Genomic DNA, 17,360 nt, shown 5'->3' on the forward strand with positions numbered 1-17,360 from the left:
CGGCGTACGGCGTCCGGCGGCTATCTGTGCCTCCTGTATGTGTCTACAATAGGACTGTCTGGTCAGTGATTGATGAATAAACCATGAGCCTGAAGGTTTTTGATCTCGAGTGCGAACACGGTCATGTGTTCGAGGGCTGGTTCAGCTCGCGCGACAGCTACGACGAGCAGTTGCAAAAAGGGCTGCTGTGCTGCCCGGTCTGCGACAGTCGCCAGGTCAGCCGCAAGCTGTCCGCGCCGCGCATCAATGTAGGCGCCCAGGCCCCGGCGGACCTCCCGGCGCCCATGGACAATCCCGCGCCGCCGCAAGCCCGGATGCAGGACGCCCAGGGGCAGTTCCTGCAGCAGCTGCGTTCCATGATCCGCCAGTCGGACGACGTCGGGGCCCGGTTCGCCGAGGAAGCCCGGCGCATGCACGAAGGCCAGGCGCGCCAGCGCTCGATCCGCGGCCAGGCGACCCTGCAGCAGTACCAGGAGCTGGCCGAGGACGGCATCATCGCCATGCCGATCCCGGATTTCCTGGACGACGATCGCCTGCAGTAGGGCCGTTTTCCATTTCCTTCAGGCGCCGGTGGACGGTGCTGCGATGCAGGCCCAGGGCCTTCGCCGCCTGCGACACATTCCCCTTGTGCCTTTCCAGGGCTTCCCGCAGGGCGGCCTGTTCGCGTTCGCGCAGCGTCGTTCCCTGGGGCGCGGCCGGGTGCGACGGGGGAGGCGCGGCGGTCGCGTCCTGGCTCAGCCGGGGCAGGGCGGGCAACTGCGCCGCGTTCCAGACCCGGCCAGGCGCGTCCTGCAAAATGATCTGCAGCAGCACGGAGCGCAACTGCCGGTAGTTGCCCGGCCAATCGTAGCTTCGCAGGCGCTCCAGCGCCTCGTCCTGCAAGCGCGGGGCGGGGTTTTCTCCGCTCAGCCTGGCCAGTTCGCGCAGGATGTAGGGGCCCAGGTCGGGCCGATCGCGCAAGGCGGGGACGCGGCAGGTGTAATCCTGCAGGCGGAAGAACAGGTCGGCGCGGAACCGCCCCTGGCGTACCAGCGTCTCCAGGCACTGGTGGCTGGCGCTGATCAGGCGGAAATCCAGGACATGGGTCTGGTCCGAGCCCAGGGACTGCACTTCGCGTTCCTGCAGCACGCGCAACAGGCGGCTCTGCAAGGCCAGCGGCATGTCCCCGATCTCGTCCAGGAACAGCACGCCGCCGTCGGCCTGGCGCAGCTTGCCGGCGTAGCCCTGGCGGCGCGCTCCGGTGAAGGCGCCGGCCTCGTAGCCGAACAGCTCGGCTTCGATCAGGGATTCGGGCAGGGCGGCGCAATTGATGGCCACGAACGGGCCGGGGCGGGCGCGGTGGCGGCGATGCAGCTCGCGCGCCAGGAGTTCCTTGCCCGAGCCGCTTTCTCCGCTCAGCAACACGGACAGACCCATGCGCAGGGCCCGCAAGGCGGGCTCCAGCGCGTGCTGTTGCTGATCCGACAGCATCGGTCCCTGGGGCGCGGCCGGGGCGGGGAGCGGGCGTGCGGGCGCCGAAGGGCGGACATGCAGCTTGGCGGATTGCCGCGCGGCGCGCGCCTGCTCCAGCGCGGCCTCCAGATCCAGGCCGGGCAGCGATTGCCAGTCCTGGCCCAGCAGGGCCGCAGCCACTTCGTCGGCGGCGACGATGAGGCCGTCCTCCACCAGCAGGCGGCCGCTGAACGGACCGTCCAGCAGGGCCGGGTCCGTATGCAGATGCAGCAGGCGGCGCGCGGGTGTGCACAGCGCCTGGAGCATCTGCCGGCTGATCTGGCGCGCATACAGGCGCGCCATGTCCAGGGCATAGCCGTGCTCCAGGTCGGCGGGGCCGGAAATGTCCAGGACGCCGACGACCTGACCGTACGGATCGCGTATGGGAGCGCCGTGGCAGCTCAGGATGCGGTTGCCGGGCAGGTAGTGCTGTTGTCCGTGTATGCGTATGGCCTGGCCGGTCACCAGCGCCGTGCCTATGGCATTGGTGCCGCGGTGGTGTTCGGCCCAGCTGACGCCGGCGCGCAGGGCGACCCGGTCGGCGCGCTCCAGGAAATGCGGGTCGCCGGCCTGTTGCAGCACGGTTCCCTGGGCGTCGCATAGCAGCACCAGGCTGTGGTGCGGACGCACCAGGGCGGCCAGCTCCTGAAGGGCGGCCGCCGAATGATGCAGCAGGCTGTGCTGCTGCTCCAGCAACTGGCGCAAGGCGCCCTGGCTCAGGTCGCGGGGCTCCTGGCTCAATTCCCGGTCCAGGGCGCGGCAACGCTCCCAGGACTGGCGCCACAGGACTTCATCTGCCTGCGGGTGGAAGGGGGACGGAAAAGACATGGTGACGCTCCGGGTGGGTGTCGCAGCGTGCGACAGCGGTTGCGGCGTGCGACAGCGGCTGTCGCATCATGCGCCTGGAGGTCTGCTCATTATGGCGGCAGGCTGCTCGGGCAACGAGTCGGGACATCCGCTATGTTGCTTGGCACGTTATTTGCTTGGATACAAGACGAGACGAAGACGACGAACGATCTTCATCCGCGGAGCGCTCGCCGGCGCGTCCGACCATTCCACAAGGAGACATCATGAATCTGTCAGACCTGAAATCCCTGGGCCTGGACCTGGAGTTCCCCTTCAAGTCCCGCTACGACAACTATATCGGCGGACGCTGGGTGCCGCCGGTCGATGGCGAGTATTTCGACAATGTCTCGCCGGTGACGGGCCAGGTGTTCTGCCAGGTGCCGCGTTCGGGCGCCGCCGACATCGAGCTGGCGCTGGACGCCGCCCACAAGGCGCGGGCGCAATGGGGGGCGAGCTCGGCGGCCGAACGCTCCACCATCCTGCTGCGCATTGCCGACCGCATGGAGCAGCACCTGGAACGCCTGGCGGTGGCCGAGACCATAGACAACGGCAAGCCCATACGCGAGACGCGCGCCGCGGATCTGCCGCTGGCCGTGGACCACTTCCGCTACTTCGCCGGTTGCCTGCGGGCGCAGGAGGGCGCGATCTCCGACATCGACGCCACGACGGTGGCCTACCACTTCCATGAGCCCATCGGCGTGGTGGGCCAGATCATTCCCTGGAACTTCCCCTTGCTGATGGCTGCCTGGAAGCTGGCCCCGGCGCTGGCGGCCGGCTGCCCCGTGGTGCTGAAGCCCGCCGAGCAGACGCCGGCCTCCATCCTGCTGCTGATGGAGATCATCGGCGACCTGCTGCCTGCCGGCGTGGTCAACGTGGTCACCGGCTTTGGCAAGGAGGCCGGGCACGCTCTGGCGGCCTCGCCGCGCATCGCCAAGATCGCCTTTACCGGCTCCACGCCCGTAGGCAAGGAGATCCTGCACGCGGCCGCTGACCGGCTGATTCCCGCCACCGTGGAGCTGGGCGGCAAGAGCCCCAACATCTTCTTCGAGGACGTGATGCAGGCCGAGGACGCCTTCTTCGACAAGGCGCTGGAAGGCTTGACCATGTTCGCCTTGAACCAGGGCGAAGTCTGCACCTGCCCCTCGCGCATCCTGGTGCAGGAATCCATCTACGAGCGCTTCATGGAGCGGGCGCTGGAGCGCGTGGGCCGCATCAGGACGGGCAATCCCCTGGATGCCGGGACCATGGTGGGCGCGCAAGTGTCGCAAAAGCAGATGGAGCGCATCCTGGGCTATATCGACCTGGGTCGCGAGGAAGGGGCCGACTGCCTGATAGGAGGACAGCGCAACCGGCCCGGCCAGGGGCTGGACGAGGGTTTCTACGTCAGCCCCACCATGCTGCTGGGCAAGAACAGCATGCGTACCTTCCAGGAGGAAATCTTCGGGCCGGTCGCCGCCGTCACCACCTTCAAGGACGAGGACGAGGCCATCGCCATTGCCAATGACACGGAGTACGGGCTGGGCGCGGGGGTATGGAGCCGCGACGGCTCGAGAGCCTATCGCGTGGGGCGCGGCGTGCAGGCCGGTCGGGTCTGGACCAATTGCTATCACCTGTACCCGGCGCACGCGGCCTTCGGCGGCTACAAGCAGTCCGGCATAGGCCGGGAGACGCACAAGGTGGCGCTGGGCAACTATCAGCAGACCAAGTGCCTGCTGGTCAGCTACAGCGATCAGGCGCTGGGCTTCTTCTGATCTTTTTCAGTCTTCAAAAACGAAAAAACCGCAGCGCGCAGGCGCTGCGGTTTTTCTCGGAGTCGAACGCGGACTTACATTACGCGGCTGCGGTATTCGCCGGTGCGGGTGTCGATCTCGATCTTGTCGCCGATGTTGCAGAACAGGGGCACGCTGATTTCCATGCCGGTGTTGATCTTGGCGGGCTTGAGCACCTTGCCGGAGGTGTCGCCCTTGACGGCGGGTTCCGTGTAGGTGATTTCGCGCACGATGATGGTGGGCAGCTCCACGGAGATGGCGCGGCCTTCGTAGAAGACCACTTCCACGGTCATGCCTTCTTCCAGGTAGTTCAGGGCGTCGCCCATGCTTTCGGCTTCGACTTCGTACTGGTTGTACTCTTCGTCCATGAAGACGTACATGGGGTCGGCGAAGTACGAGTAGGTGCACTCGCGCTTTTCCAGCATGACGATGTCGAATTTTTCGTCGGCTTTGTGCACGGCTTCGCTGTTCGAACCGGTCAGCAGGTTCTTGAATTTCAGCTTGACGACTGCGGCGTTACGACCGGATTTGTTGTATTCCGTTTTCTGAACGACCAGAGGGTCACCATTGACCATCACGACGTTGCCAACGCGCAATTCTTGTGCGATTTTCATTAAAAAAAACTCCGAATGGGGTGGCTCCGCCGAGCTTGATGTCAGGGAGCTTTGAGGAAAACAGTCTATTTTAGCGTTTTCGGGCGACTTGGGTATAAAAACTCAGCAAGCTGGCGGCCAGATCGGGCTGCCGAGCCTGTTTTGCGCAGTAGGCGGCGGCCTGCTCGCGCCAGCGCGACAGGTTTTCCGCCTCCAGGCAGCCGGCCAGCGCCTGCGCGGCCGGCAGGCGCTCCGAACGGCTCCAGGCGTGGTGCAGGGCGCGCACGGGTTCAGGCAGACCGGTGGTGTCCAGCCAGGCGTCCAGCTTGTCCAGATGGGCGTCTTCGTCCTGGACGTAAGGCTGCCAGATCATGGGAGCGCCGGCCCAGACGGCGCGCACCAGCGAGTCTTCGCCGCGCACGATGTTCAGGTCGCTGCGCCAGAGCAGGGCGTCGAAATCGGCCTGGTCGACATGGGGTATTTCCTGCACGCGCAATCGGCCCGCCGCCAGGGGCGGCAGGCGCCGGGCCACGGAGTCCGGCACCAGCAGCAGCGTCTCCGGCCCCTGTTGCGCCAGCGCATCAGGCAAGGCCAGGACCGGCGCGTCCGGGTAGCAGAACAGGAACATCTGCCGCATGGATCCGTCCAGCAGGGCGCGGCGCTGCTCGGCGGCCACGCCCAGCCGGGCGAGCAGGGCCTCGTAGGCGTCGTCGTCGCGCCGGAATGCGTCGCGCCGGGCCAACAGGTCCGGGTCGCGCAGCAGTCCGCCCGTGCCGGGCAGGAATCCGGGGAAAAAGAAATACTTGGCCGCCCCGCCGGCTTGCGGCGAGGGCAGACCGTGGCAACCCGTCACCCAGCTTTCGGCGCTGAGGTATTCCAGGTTGATCCAGACATGCTGTCCGGCCCGCAGGCGTTCGGTGACGGCCGCAGGCGGTTCGCAGGCAAAGGCCTCGATCAGCAATGGATGGGGGTCGGGGTAGCGAACACGCGTCGTGCTCCAGCGCTCGACGCGCACTCCCTGGAGGTCCTGGCTTTCCAGCTCGGGGCGCAGCTCGTGCTGGATGCGCTGGAAGCTGGCCAGGTCGTCCACCCACAGGCGCACCTGCGGGACCTCGGGCGAGGCGGCCAGCTGGCGGGCGAGCCGCCAGCACACGCCGATGTCGCCGAAGTTGTCGACGACGCGGCAGAACAGATCAACGGCGGGCATTGGGCCTCCGCGGCTCCTTGAATGGTGTTGACAGGCCCTAGTGCAGCTGGACCGGATCCAGGTCGATTTCGTCGGGCAGCTCGGGGTGCTGCATTTCGCCATGGATGTCGGGGAAGAAAGGCGCGTTGCAGTCCTCGCAGACTTCGGTCGAATGCAGGCCGGGCAGGCGGTGCACGTGCTGCACGCCCAGGCTCTTGAGCAGGGCGGCGATGATGTCCGGGATGTCGATGTGCTCGTCTTCGCTGAGCGAGGACTCGGCCTCTTCCTGGCTGAGCACCGGCCAGATGCAGCCATAGATGACGGCGGGGGAGGACACGGTGCTGAAGCCCACGCGATATTCTTCGACCACCTCGTTGCCGCTGGCCACGATGACGGCGCGCAACTGGTCAGGGGCGATGTTGGCGGCGGTCTGCAGCCAGGTGACGCCGGCCTGGACCGCGAGCGGCCGGATCTCCCGGTCGGCCTCGCGCGTGTTCACGTAATAGGCGTTGGGCGCCAGGTACTGGACCTGGCAGCCGGTGAACAGCGGGCCCAGGATGGGCGTGCACTGCTGCACCCATTGTTCGATGCAGTGCAGATGGGCGGCATGGGCGCTTTCGCCTTGCTGCTGCCAGCGGAACAGGGGCTGGCCCACGGGCGCGAGCGCCACGCCCACCAGGAAGCGGGCGTCGGCCAGCAGCGTATTGGCCTCCGGAGGGGCAAGGGGCCGAACGTTCTCCTGGCTGCGGCCCAGGGCCTTGGCGGCCAGCGTGTGGGTCCATTCGTAGGCTTGCTGGTAGGTCTGGGGCATCTCGTCGTAGTTGACCAGATCGGGCACCAGCGCGCACAGCACGCCTTCGGCCAGTATGGTGTTGCGCAGGCAGGCGTCCAGTTCCTGGCGCTGGGTCTCGGTCAGGACGCCCTGCGGCAGCTGGTAGCGGGTCCAGGCGGTCAGGGGAGCGGAAAAGAGCAGGGCGTCGTAGAGCACGCCTTGATGTTCGATGCGCAGGCTCTCGGCATGGGCCTCGGCCAGTTCCATCACGATTTCGTAGTGCTGGTTCTGCTGCTGGCTGCCCAGCAGCTCCAGCGTCTGTTCGACCGACGTGTTGCGGCGGCCGGCATACAGCTTGTCCAGCAACTGGCCGGCCAGCCCTTGCCAGTAACGGTCTTCGACCTGCGAGCCGGAGCGCACCAGGGCGTCGGCATAGTTGACCAGGCGCTGGATTTCCTTGGATTGTCGTGCGAGCAGTTTGGGATTGAGTTGCGACATTGACATACGTTGCCGGTTGGTGGACACCTTAGTTTACCCCCTGGGCGGTGGCGGGGGAATGGCAGGGGCGGGCTGGCCCGAAGGAGATTGACGGACAATGAAAAACGCCCCCGCCGTGCGTGACGGCGGAGGCGTCGCAAGCAAGCCCTGCGGCTTACAGGCCTACGGAGTCGGCGACTTCCTTGAATTCCTCGATCTGGTCGAAGTTCATGTAGCGGTAGATGTTGTCGCTGTTGGCCTGCAGCACGCCCATGTCGGCCAGGTACTCCTCGCGGGTGGGGATGCGGCCCAGACGCGAGCAGATGGCGGCCAGCTCGGCCGAACCCAGGAAGACATTGCTGTTCTTGCCCAGGCGGTTCGGGAAGTTGCGGGTGCTGGTGGACATGACGGTCGCGCCTTCGCGCACCTGGGCCTGGTTGCCCATGCACAGCGAGCAGCCGGGCATTTCCATGCGCGCGCCGGCCACGCCCAGCACGCCGTAGTGGCCTTCCTCGGTCAGCTGCTGCTGGTCCATCTTGGTGGGCGGAGCCACCCACAGGCGCGTGGGGATGTCGCGCTTGCCTTCCAGCAGCTTGGAGGCGGCCCGGAAGTGGCCGATGTTGGTCATGCAGCTGCCGATGAACACTTCGTCGATCACGGTGCCGGCCACGTCGGACAGTGTCTTGACGTCGTCAGGATCGTTCGGGCAGGCCACGATGGGCTCGTGGATCTCGGCCAGGTCGATCTCGATGACCGCGGCGTATTCGGCGTCGGCGTCGGGCTCCAGCAGCTGGGGATTGGCCAGCCAGGCTTCCATGGCCTTGATGCGGCGGCCCAGGGTGCGCTCGTCTTCGTAGCCGTTGGCGATCATCCACTTGAGCAGCGTGATGTTGCTGTTCAGGTACTCGATGATGGGCTCCTTGTTCAGGCGCACCGTGCAGGCGGCGGCCGAACGCTCGGCGGAGGCGTCGGACAGTTCGAAGGCCTGTTCGATCTTCAGGTCGGGCAGACCCTCGATCTCCAGGATGCGGCCGGAGAAGATGTTCTTCTTGCCGGCTTTTTCCACGGTGAGCAGGCCCTGCTTGATGGCGTACAGCGGGATGGCGTTGACCAGGTCGCGCAGGGTGACGCCGGGCTGCATCTGGCCCTTGAAGCGCACCAGCACGGATTCAGGCATGTCCAGGGGCATCACGCCCGTGGCGGCGGCGAAGGCCACCAGGCCCGAGCCGGCGGGGAAGCTGATGCCGATGGGGAAACGCGTGTGCGAGTCGCCGCCGGTGCCCACGGTGTCGGGCAGCAGCATGCGGTTCAGCCAGGAGTGGATGATGCCGTCGCCCGGGCGCAGCGAAACGCCGCCGCGGGTGCTGATGAAGGCGGGCAGCTCGTGGTGCGTCTTGACGTCCACGGGCTTGGGATAGGCGGCGGTGTGGCAGAAGGACTGCATCACCAGATCGGAGGAGAAGCCCAGGCAGGCCAGGTCCTTGAGCTCGTCGCGCGTCATGGGGCCGGTGGTGTCCTGGCTGCCGACGGTGGTCATGCGCGGTTCGCAATAGGTGCCGGGACGCACGCCCTTGCCTTCGGGCAGGCCGCAGGCGCGGCCGACCATCTTCTGGGCCAGGGTGTAGCCCTTGCCGGTGTCGCTGGGGCTCTGGGGCAGGCGGAACAGCGTGGTGGGCGGCAGGCCCAGGGCTTCGCGGGCGCGCGTGGTCAGGCCGCGGCCGATGATCAGCGGAATGCGGCCGCCGGCGCGCACTTCGTCGAACAGCACGTCGGACTTGACCTGGAATTCGGAAATGACCTGGCCGTTCTTCAGGGCCTTGCCTTCGTAGGGGCGCAGTTCGATGACATCGCCCATCTCCATCTGGGAGACGTCAAGCTCGATGGGCAGCGCGCCGGCGTCTTCCATGGTGTTGTAGAAGATGGGGGCGATCTTGCCGCCCAGGCACACGCCGCCGAAGCGCTTGTTGGGCACGTAGGGAATGTCCTGGCCGGTGAACCACAGCACCGAGTTGGTGGCGGACTTGCGGGACGAGCCGGTGCCCACCACGTCGCCGACGTAGGCGACCAGGTGGCCCTTGTCCTTCAGGGATTCGATGAAGGCGACCGGACCTTTCTTGCCGGGCTCTTCGGGGGTGATGCCGGGACGCGGGTTCTTGAGCATCGCCAGGGCGTGCAGCGGGATGTCGGGACGGCTCCATGCGTCGGGCGCGGGGGAGAGGTCGTCGGTATTGGTCTCGCCGGTGACCTTGAAGACCGTGATGGTCAGGCTCTTGGGCACTTCGGGGCGGCTGGTGAACCATTCGCCGTCGGCCCAGCTCTGCAGCACTTCCTTGGCGTAGGCGTTGCCTTTTTCGGCCTTTTCCTGAACGTCGTGGAAGGAGTCGAACATCAGCAGGGTGTTCTTCAGGCCGTTGGCGGCGATCTGGCCCAGGCCGGGCTGGTCCAGCAGTTCGATCAGGGGGCTGATGTTGTAGCCGCCCAGCATGGTGCCCAGCAGTTCGGTGGCGCGCTCACGGCTGATCAGGGCACAGGTTTCGGTGCCCAGGGCCACGGCGGCCAGGTAGGAGGCCTTGACCTTGGCGGCATCGTCCACGCCGGCGGGGACGCGATGCGTCAGCAGTTCGAGCAGGAACGCTTCTTCGCCGGCGGGCGGGTTCTTGATGAGCTCGATCAGGTCGGCGGTCTGCTGAGCCGACAGAGGCAGCGGAGGAATGCCCAGCGCGGCGCGCTCGGCAACGTGTTCGCGGTAAGAGTCCAGCATGGTGCGGGGGCCTATCGGTAAAAGTTGAAAATGGAAATGCACAAAATCGAGTGTTGCCTCGATTGTAATTTGAAGCCGGGAGTGAAGCAACAGTCTTATATCTTATATAAGACTTACGAAAAGCTGAATCAGGCCAGGAGGTCGGCGTATTCCGGGTGACGCCGGATGTAGGCGGCCGCATAGCTGCACAGGGGATGCACTTTCCAGTGTTGGTTTTTTGCTGTTTCCAGGGCGTGGCGCGTCAGTTGGGCGGCGATGCCGCGGCCTTCCAGCGCCGGCGGCACCAGCGTGTGGGTGATGCTCATGACGTCGCCGTCCAGCCGGTAGTCGATCAGGCAGCGCAGGTTCTCGACCGTGCAGTAGAACTGGCGGGCTTGAGTGTCGTGGCGGATTTCCAGGTCCATGGCGGTCTCCTTCAGACGGAAGCGGGTTGCAGCGCGATCAGCGCCCAGAGCACGAGCATGCAGGCCAGGCCGATGAAGCAGCCGCCCCACAGGCCCATCAGCGGCCATTTGATGCCCATGGGCACCTCGTCGCGCTGGACGTGGGGCAGCAGGCGGTTGGCGTTGCCGAATACGCCGCCCTGGCGCGCGGGAAAGTTCAGGCGCAGGAAGTAGTCCAGCAGCACGCCGGCCTTGAGCGAGAAAGGCAGGCGCTCCCAGGGGTGCTGGGCAAGATAGGGATGGCGCAGAGCCTGGTTGGTGCGCCGCACATTGAACAGCAGCAGATAGGCGCCCGAGACCAGGGCGGTCAGGGCGCAGGCGATCATCAGGGTCCCGGCCATGGGCAGGGCGTAGCGAACGAAATCAGAGAGCATCGAAGTCACCGGCAAGGGCGGCCCCGCGGGCCGAAGGCCGCGGGGCCGCGAGTCAAATCACTGGCGCATGATAGCGCATGCCCGGGGACTTATGGACGCTGGTCCAGCGGCACGAAGGCCTGATTTTCCGGACCGACGTAATTGGCGGTGGGACGGATGATCTTGTTGTCCACGCGCTGCTCGATGATGTGCGCGGCCCAGCCCGCGGTGCGGGCGATCACGAAGAGCGGGGTGAACATGGCGGTGGGCACGCCCATGGTGTGATAGGACACGGCGGAGAACCAGTCCAGGTTGGGGAACATCTTCTTGACGTCCCACATGACGCTTTCCAGGCGCTCGGCGATGTCGTACATGCGCATGTTGCCGTCCTGTTCGGCCAGTTCCCTGGCCACGGCCTTGATGACCTGGTTGCGCGGGTCCGAGACGGTGTAGACGGGGTGGCCGAAGCCGATGATCACTTCCTTGTTCTCCACGCGGCGGCGGATGTCCTCTTCGGCCTGATCCGGCGTGTCGTAGCGTTTCTGGATCTCGAAGGCCACTTCGTTGGCGCCGCCGTGCTTGGGGCCGCGCAGCGCGCCGATGGCGCCGGCGATCGCCGAGTAGAAGTCCGATCCCGTGCCGGCGATGACCCGGCTGGTGAATGTGGACGCGTTGAACTCATGCTCGGCGTACAGGTTCAGCGAAGTGTGCATGGCGCGCTCCCACTGGGCCGAGGGTTTCTCGCCGTGCAGCAGGTGCAGGAAATGGGCGCCTATGCTGTCGTCGTCGGTCTGCACGTCGATCATCTCGCCGTTGTGGCTGTAGTGATACCAGTACAGCAGGGCCGAGCCCAGGCAGGCCAGCAGCCGGTCGGCGATGTCGCGCGCATCGGGCAGGTTGTGGTCGTCCTTCTCGGGCAGCACGCAGCCCAGCACCGAGACCGCCGTGCGCATCACGTCCATGGGGTGGCTGTGCGCCGGCAGGGCCTCCAGGGCGCTCTGCACGGCCAGCGGCAGGCCGCGCAGGCGCTTGAGCTTCTGCTTGTAGGCGCGCAGCTCGTCGCGATTGGGCAGCTTGCCGTGGATCAGCAGGTAGGCGACTTCTTCGAACTCGCAGGCCTGGGCCAGGTCCAGAATGTCGTAGCCGCGGTAGTGCAGGTCGTTGCCGCTGCGGCCGACGGTGCACAGCGCGGTATTGCCGGCGACCACGCCCGAGAGGGCGACGGATTTCTTGGGCTTGAAGCCGGAGGTGGTGGTGTTCTCGGTACTGCTCATGCGGGTCTCCTGGTTGGTGGCGGACAGTGGCGCTGTCCGCCAGGGTAGGCTGCAGGCCGGGCCGGGCTCTTGCGCGCAAGGCGGGAGCGGGGCCGGGCTCAGGATTTCTTGTTTTTCTGGAACAGGGCGTCCAGCCTTTGCTCGTAGGCATGGTAGCCGATGCGATCGTAAAGCTCCTCGCGGGTCTGCATCAAGTCCAGCACGTTCTTCTGGTGGCCGTCGCGGCGAATGGCTTCATAGACCGTTTCGGCCGCCTTGTTCATGGCGCGGAAGGCCGACAGCGGGTACAGCACCATGGCGACCTGCGCCGAGGCCAGCTCCTGCACCGTGAACAGCGGCGTCTTGCCGAACTCGGTGATGTTGGCCAGCACGGGAACGTCCAGCGCCTGCGTGAACCGGCGGTACGTATCCAGATCGTAGCAGGCTTCGGCGAAGATGCCGTCCGCGCCTGCCTCGACGCAGGCCCGGGCGCGTTCCAGCGCCGCGTCCACGCCTTCCACGGCGATGGCGTCGGTGCGCGCCATGATGAAGAAGTCGGGATCGGTGCGCGCGTCCACGGCGGCCTTGACGCGGTCCACCATCTCATCGGCGCTGACGATCTCCTTGCCGGGGCGATGGCCGCAGCGCTTGGCTCCCACCTGGTCCTCGATATGGCAGGCGGCGGCCCCGAACTTGATCAGGCTCTTGATGCTGCGGGCGATGTTGAAGGCCGAGGCGCCGAAACCCGTGTCTATGTCCACCAGCAGCGGCAGCTCGCATACGTCCGTGATGCGGCGGATGTCGGTCAGCACATCGTCCAAGGTGTTGATGCCCAGGTCGGGCAGGCCCAGCGAACCCGCGGCCACGCCGCCGCCCGACAGGTAGATGGCCCGGTAGCCGGCGCGTTGCGCCAGCAGGGCGTGGTTGGCGTTGATCGCGCCGATGATCTGCAGGGGCTGCTCCTCGCGCAGCGCCTGGCGGAAACGGGCGCCTGCCGAAGTCAGGGGGTGTTGGCTCATGCTTGGCTCCAAGGTAAAGAGTGCCGGCGGACTGGGCGCCGCGGCGTCCAGGCGGTTTTAGCAAATAGCATGCCAAATTGTACCGAAGGGTCGGCGACCGGGGCCGCGCCGCCTGTTCATGCCTGTTGCGCGCGCCGGGTCCCATCGGTCGCCTGCGGATCGCTGCTTGCACCCGGGTTCCACATGTTTCATTATTGGAACACTGCTTGAAACGTTGTTTCGTTTTTGTACTGGAGATTCGCGCATGCCCTATGTCCCGGCAAGCTCCGCCCGCCTGCGCATCGTTGCAGTCGGGCTGCACGGACTGCGCGCCTTGCTGGAAGAGCTGGCGCCTGCGTACCGCAATCAGGCGGAGATCCTGATCGTCGACAAGGCGTACGGCGAGGCGGTGGACATGGTCCAGGCGCTGCGCCGGACCGGGGAAATGGACGTGGTGGTGTCCGCCGGCTCCAATGGCAGCTACCTGCGCGAGCATCTGGACCTGCCGGTGGTCATGGTGCGGCCCGGCGGCTTCGACATCATGCGCGGGCTGGCGCTGGCGGCGGCCCAGGCGCGCCGCATGGCCGTGGTCACCTACGGCGGCATGCCGGCCGAGCTGCAGGAGTTCGTGGACGGTTTCGGCCTGCCCGTGGAGCTGCGCACCTACCGCAGCGAAATCGACGCCCAGGCCTGCGTCCAGGAGCTCCGGCGCCTGGGCGTGGAGCGGGTGCTGGCGCCCGGGCTGGTCGTGGACCTGGCGCGCGACTGCGGCATGGACGGCGTGCTGCTGTATTCGCAGGGCGCCGTCCGCGAAGCGCTGGAGGCGGCCATCGAGCTGGCAAAGGTGGCCCGCGCCGAGGCGGCGCGCCGCGATCGGCTCAACACCATCCTGGCCCAGCTGCGCGACGGCGTGGTGTCCGTGGACGCGGACGAGCGGGTGGAAACCGTCAATCCGGCCATGGAGGCCTGGCTGGGTCAGTCCGCCCAGGCGCTGCTGGGGCGGCGTCTTAGCGAGCTGCATCCCGAACTGGACCTGAGGCCGACCTTGCGCAGCCTGGAGAGGCAGCAGGATGCCGTGCAGCAGGTAGGCGGCCGTACCGCGGTCGTCACCCGCATGCCCATCCTGGAGCAGGGCAGGCTGACCGGCGCGGTGCTGGTGTGCCAGGATCCGGCCGCCATCCAGCGGCTGGATCGCAGCCTGCGCTCGCGCAGCCACCAAGTCGCTTCACGGCACGCTCGTTACGAGCTGGCCGATCTGGTGGGCGACAGCCCCGCCATGCAGCGGGTGCGCGAACAGGCGCGCGCTTGCGCGCAGAGCGCGGCCACCACGCTGATCATCGGCGAGAGCGGCACGGGCAAGGAGCTGCTGGCCCAGGGCATACACCGGGCCAGCGGGCGGCGCGTCCAGCCGTTCGTGGCCGTGAACTGCGCGGCCTTTCCGGACAGCCTGCTCGAGAGCGAGCTGTTCGGCTATGTGGAAGGCGCCTTCACCGGATCGAGCCGCGGCGGCAAGGTGGGCCTGTTCGAGGCGGCCCACACGGGCACCTTGTTTCTGGACGAGATCGGCGAGATGCCCTTGTCCCTGCAGACGCGGCTGCTGCGCGTGCTGCAGGAAAAGGAAGTGCTGCGCATCGGCGCGATCGAGCCCACGCCGGTGGACGTGCGCATCATTGCCGCCACGCATCGCGACCTGGCCGCCCAGGTGCGCGAGGGCCTGTTCCGCCAGGACCTGTTCTACCGGCTGAACATACTGGTATTGCGCCTGCCCGCCCTGCGCATGCGCAGCCAGGATCTGCCCATGCTGGTCTCGCACCTGGCGGCCAAGGTGGCGCAGCGGCTGGGAGGGGCGAGCGCGCCGGATCCGGGGCTGCTGGATGATTTGCTGCAGGCAGGGCATTCCTATGCCTGGCCGGGCAATATCCGCGAATTGGAGAACCTGATCGAGCGCCTGACGGTGCTTGGCGCTGAGAGGGCCGACCGGCCCTTGTCGCTGGCGGACATCGCGCCGGAGCTGCTGGCCGCCGAGCCGGCGCCCGGCCAGGCAGGCGAGGAACTGCGCGAGCAGCGGGAGCGCAGCGAGCAGGCGCATCTGCTGCGGGTGCTGGAGCAGTGCGGCGGCAATCGTGAATTGGCGGCCGTCCGGCTGGGCATCAGCCGGACGACCTTGTGGCGCAAGCTGCGCAAGTAGGGCGGGACCTGGAGCCGGGGGAAATCTCGCGCCGAAAAAAAATCCCCGCCGGTGTCAACCGGCGGGGATCGCATGAGGCGGGTGATGGAATCAGCCCAGCAGGTCTTTCACGCCGTCGCGTTCTTCGAGCAGTTCGTTCAGGGTGTGGTCCATGCGTTCGCGGGAGAAGGTGTCGATCTCCAGGCCTTCCACGCGCTTGTACTCGCCGTTCTCGGTGGTGACGGGCACGCCGTAGATGATGCCTTCGGGGATGCCGTAGGAGCCGTCGGAAGGCACGCCCATGGTGACCCACTTGCCGTTCGAGCCCAGCACCCAGTCGCGCACGTGGTCGATGGCGGCGTTGGCGGCGGAGGCGGCCGAGGACAGGCCGCGCGCTTCAATGATGGCCGCGCCGCGCTTGCCCACGGTGGGGATGAAGGTGTTGCGGTTCCATTCCTGGTCGTTGATGATGGCGTCGATCTTCTCGCCGTTGACGGTCGCAAAGCGCGTGTCGGGGTACATGGTGGGCGAGTGGTTGCCCCAGACGATCAGGTTCTCGATGTCGGCCACGGGCTTGCCGGACTTGGCGGCCAGTTGCGACAGGGCGCGGTTGTGGTCCAGGCGCAGCATGGCGGTGAAGTTCTTGGCGGGCAGGTCGGGGGCCGACTTCATGGCGATGTAGGCATTGGTGTTGGCGGGGTTGCCGACCACCAGGACCTTGACGTCGCGGCTGGCGACCTTGTTCAGGGCGCGGCCCTGGGCGGTGAAGATCTGGGCGTTGAAGGCCAGCAGGTCCTTGCGCTCCATGCCGGGGCCGCGCGGGCGGGCGCCGACCAGCAGGGCGATGTCGACGTCCTTGAAGGCTTCTTCGGGATCGCTGTGGGCGGACATGCCTTGCAGCAGCGGGAAGGCGCAGTCGTCCAGTTCCATCATGACGCCCTTCAGGGCTTTCTGGGCTTTCTCGTCGGGCAGCTCCAGCAGCTGCAGGATCACGGGCTGGTCTTTGCCCAGCATTTCGCCGGAAGCGATGCGGAACAGCAGGGCATAGCCGATCTGGCCGGCTGCACCGGTCACAGCAACGCGCATTGCGGGTTTGGACATGAGAGTATGACTCCGTTTTGGGGTTTGAAAGGCGGTGACGAAAAACACAGTTTAATGCTTTTGCGGACGTCGCATCACGTCCGGCCGGCGGTTTTTCGAAGGGGCGGCGGGGTCCCTTTTTTCACTGCGCAGCCTAGACCAAAACGGGCGGCGCGTCAAACGTCTTATATCTTATATAAGACAGAAGAGTGTTAGACATTCGGGGCCGGGCATGCGAAAATTGGAGCACTGTCTATTTTATTTACAAGTGCGCAGGGCGCCTGCCGGCGTTGCGCATTTGTCCATTATCAACCATGTCTGAAAACGTGCCGCCCCTACGCGCCCAGGAAATCGAAAAATCCGCGCCCAGTGCGGCCTATAGCCCACTGTACCAGCAAATCAAGGCCCTGTTGCTGCAGGGTCTGGATCGCGGCGAATGGAAACCGGGCGAATCCATCCCCAGCGAACTGGAGCTGGCGGCCCGCTTCCAGGTCAGCCAGGGCACGGTGCGCAAGGCCATCGACGAGCTGGCTGCCGACAACCTGCTGATCCGCCGCCAGGGCAAGGGCACCTTCGTGGCCACGCACCACGAGGCGCGCGTGCGCTTTCGCTTCCTGCGCCTGACTCCGGACGACGGCAAGCCCGTGCCGTCCTCCAGCCGCATCCTGGACGTGCGCCGCCTGAAGGCCCCGGCCGATGTGGCCCAGCTGCTGGATCTGCGCACCTCGGACATGGTGGTCAACCTGCGCCGGGTCCTGGCCTTCGACCAGGCGCCCACCATCTACGACGACATCTGGCTGCCCGGCTCGGTCTTCAAGGGCCTGACCATGGAGGCCGCCAGCCAGAACAAGGGCCCCATGTACGCCTGGTTCGAGAGCAAGTTCGGCGTCAGCATGGTGCGGGCCGACGAAAAAATCGGCGCGGTCGCCGCGACGGGGGAGGCGGCCGCCGTGCTGCATGTGCCCGAAGGCACTCCCTTGCTGCAGGTCGAGCGCGTCTCCTACACCTATGGCGATCGCCCCATGGAACTGCGCCGCGGGCTCTACCTGACAGAGCGCTTCCATTATCGAAACACTTTGAACTAGACCGACGGCATACGGCATTTGATACTGCATCGTCCAGTCAAATCGGTGAAAATACCAAGGTTAATTTGTAATTACTTTTTTTTATC

Annotated in this window: 14 protein-coding genes; 4 read left to right on the plus strand and 10 right to left on the minus strand. The window is 66.2% G+C overall.

Annotation, left to right across the window (positions count from 1 at the left end; all coding sequences use genetic code 11):
* Window positions 1-83: 83 nt before the first annotated feature.
* Entirely contained in the window at window positions 84-542 is a 459-nt protein-coding gene (locus tag ACF3ND_RS05040; protein WP_394064852.1) for a DUF1178 family protein, read from the plus strand.
* Here ACF3ND_RS05040 and ACF3ND_RS05045 read toward each other — a convergent pair.
* Window positions 493-2,319 (minus strand): sigma-54-dependent Fis family transcriptional regulator, encoded by a 1,827-nt coding sequence (locus ACF3ND_RS05045; RefSeq protein ID WP_394064854.1) that lies wholly within the window; start codon window positions 2,317-2,319, stop codon window positions 493-495. The two genes, ACF3ND_RS05040 and ACF3ND_RS05045, sit on opposite strands and share 50 nt — an antisense overlap.
* Before the next feature lie 242 nt (window positions 2,320-2,561).
* Between ACF3ND_RS05045 and ACF3ND_RS05050 the strand changes: the two genes are divergently transcribed.
* Window positions 2,562-4,088 carry an aldehyde dehydrogenase family protein gene (locus ACF3ND_RS05050; protein WP_394064856.1) on the plus strand — a complete coding sequence of 509 codons (1,527 nt, stop codon included), beginning with the start codon at window positions 2,562-2,564 and terminating at the stop codon, window positions 4,086-4,088.
* 74 nt (window positions 4,089-4,162) lie between these two features.
* Here ACF3ND_RS05050 and efp read toward each other — a convergent pair whose 3' ends face one another.
* The 8 genes from efp to prpB all read right to left on the minus strand — a co-directional run bounded on the left by efp (window position 4,163) and on the right by prpB (window position 12,963).
* On the minus strand, window positions 4,163-4,720 hold the full coding sequence (gene efp, locus ACF3ND_RS05055; protein WP_394064858.1) for an elongation factor P: 558 nt from the start codon (window positions 4,718-4,720) through the stop codon (window positions 4,163-4,165).
* A 70-nt stretch (window positions 4,721-4,790) separates the two neighbouring features.
* Window positions 4,791-5,906 (minus strand): elongation factor P maturation arginine rhamnosyltransferase EarP, encoded by a 1,116-nt coding sequence (earP, locus tag ACF3ND_RS05060; protein ID WP_394064860.1) that lies wholly within the window; start codon window positions 5,904-5,906, stop codon window positions 4,791-4,793.
* A gap of 37 nt (window positions 5,907-5,943) precedes the next feature.
* Window positions 5,944-7,155 carry a DUF2863 family protein gene (locus ACF3ND_RS05065; RefSeq protein ID WP_394064862.1) on the minus strand — a complete coding sequence of 404 codons (1,212 nt, stop codon included), beginning with the start codon at window positions 7,153-7,155 and terminating at the stop codon, window positions 5,944-5,946.
* A 154-nt stretch (window positions 7,156-7,309) separates the two neighbouring features.
* Window positions 7,310-9,895, minus strand: coding sequence for a bifunctional aconitate hydratase 2/2-methylisocitrate dehydratase (acnB, locus tag ACF3ND_RS05070; protein ID WP_394064864.1), 2,586 nt, complete (start codon window positions 9,893-9,895; stop codon window positions 7,310-7,312).
* A 128-nt stretch (window positions 9,896-10,023) separates the two neighbouring features.
* On the minus strand, window positions 10,024-10,299 hold the full coding sequence (locus ACF3ND_RS05075; RefSeq protein ID WP_394064866.1) for a GNAT family N-acetyltransferase: 276 nt from the start codon (window positions 10,297-10,299) through the stop codon (window positions 10,024-10,026).
* Window positions 10,300-10,310: 11 nt separating this feature from the next.
* Window positions 10,311-10,712 (minus strand): hypothetical protein, encoded by a 402-nt coding sequence (locus ACF3ND_RS05080; protein WP_394064868.1) that lies wholly within the window; start codon window positions 10,710-10,712, stop codon window positions 10,311-10,313.
* 89 nt (window positions 10,713-10,801) lie between these two features.
* Window positions 10,802-11,965, minus strand: coding sequence for a 2-methylcitrate synthase (prpC, locus tag ACF3ND_RS05085; protein ID WP_394064870.1), 1,164 nt, complete (start codon window positions 11,963-11,965; stop codon window positions 10,802-10,804).
* 98 nt (window positions 11,966-12,063) lie between these two features.
* Window positions 12,064-12,963, minus strand: a complete 900-nt coding sequence (gene prpB / locus ACF3ND_RS05090) for a methylisocitrate lyase (protein WP_394064872.1) — start codon at window positions 12,961-12,963, stop codon at window positions 12,064-12,066.
* A 244-nt stretch (window positions 12,964-13,207) separates the two neighbouring features.
* Here prpB and prpR point away from each other — a divergent pair, with 244 nt between their 5' ends.
* Window positions 13,208-15,130, plus strand: coding sequence for a propionate catabolism operon regulatory protein PrpR (prpR, locus tag ACF3ND_RS05095; protein WP_394064873.1), 1,923 nt, complete (start codon window positions 13,208-13,210; stop codon window positions 15,128-15,130).
* A gap of 90 nt (window positions 15,131-15,220) precedes the next feature.
* Here the strand turns inward: prpR and ACF3ND_RS05100 are convergent, their stop codons facing one another.
* Window positions 15,221-16,210, minus strand: coding sequence for a malate dehydrogenase (locus ACF3ND_RS05100; protein ID WP_394064875.1), 990 nt, complete (start codon window positions 16,208-16,210; stop codon window positions 15,221-15,223).
* A 293-nt stretch (window positions 16,211-16,503) separates the two neighbouring features.
* Between ACF3ND_RS05100 and ACF3ND_RS05105 the strand changes: the two genes are divergently transcribed.
* Window positions 16,504-17,274 (plus strand): GntR family transcriptional regulator, encoded by a 771-nt coding sequence (locus ACF3ND_RS05105; protein ID WP_394064877.1) that lies wholly within the window; start codon window positions 16,504-16,506, stop codon window positions 17,272-17,274.
* The last annotated feature ends 86 nt before the right edge of the window (window positions 17,275-17,360 follow it).

This window comes from Alcaligenes sp. WGS1538, assembly GCF_043187505.1.
GTDB lineage: Bacteria > Pseudomonadota > Gammaproteobacteria > Burkholderiales > Burkholderiaceae_B > Alcaligenes.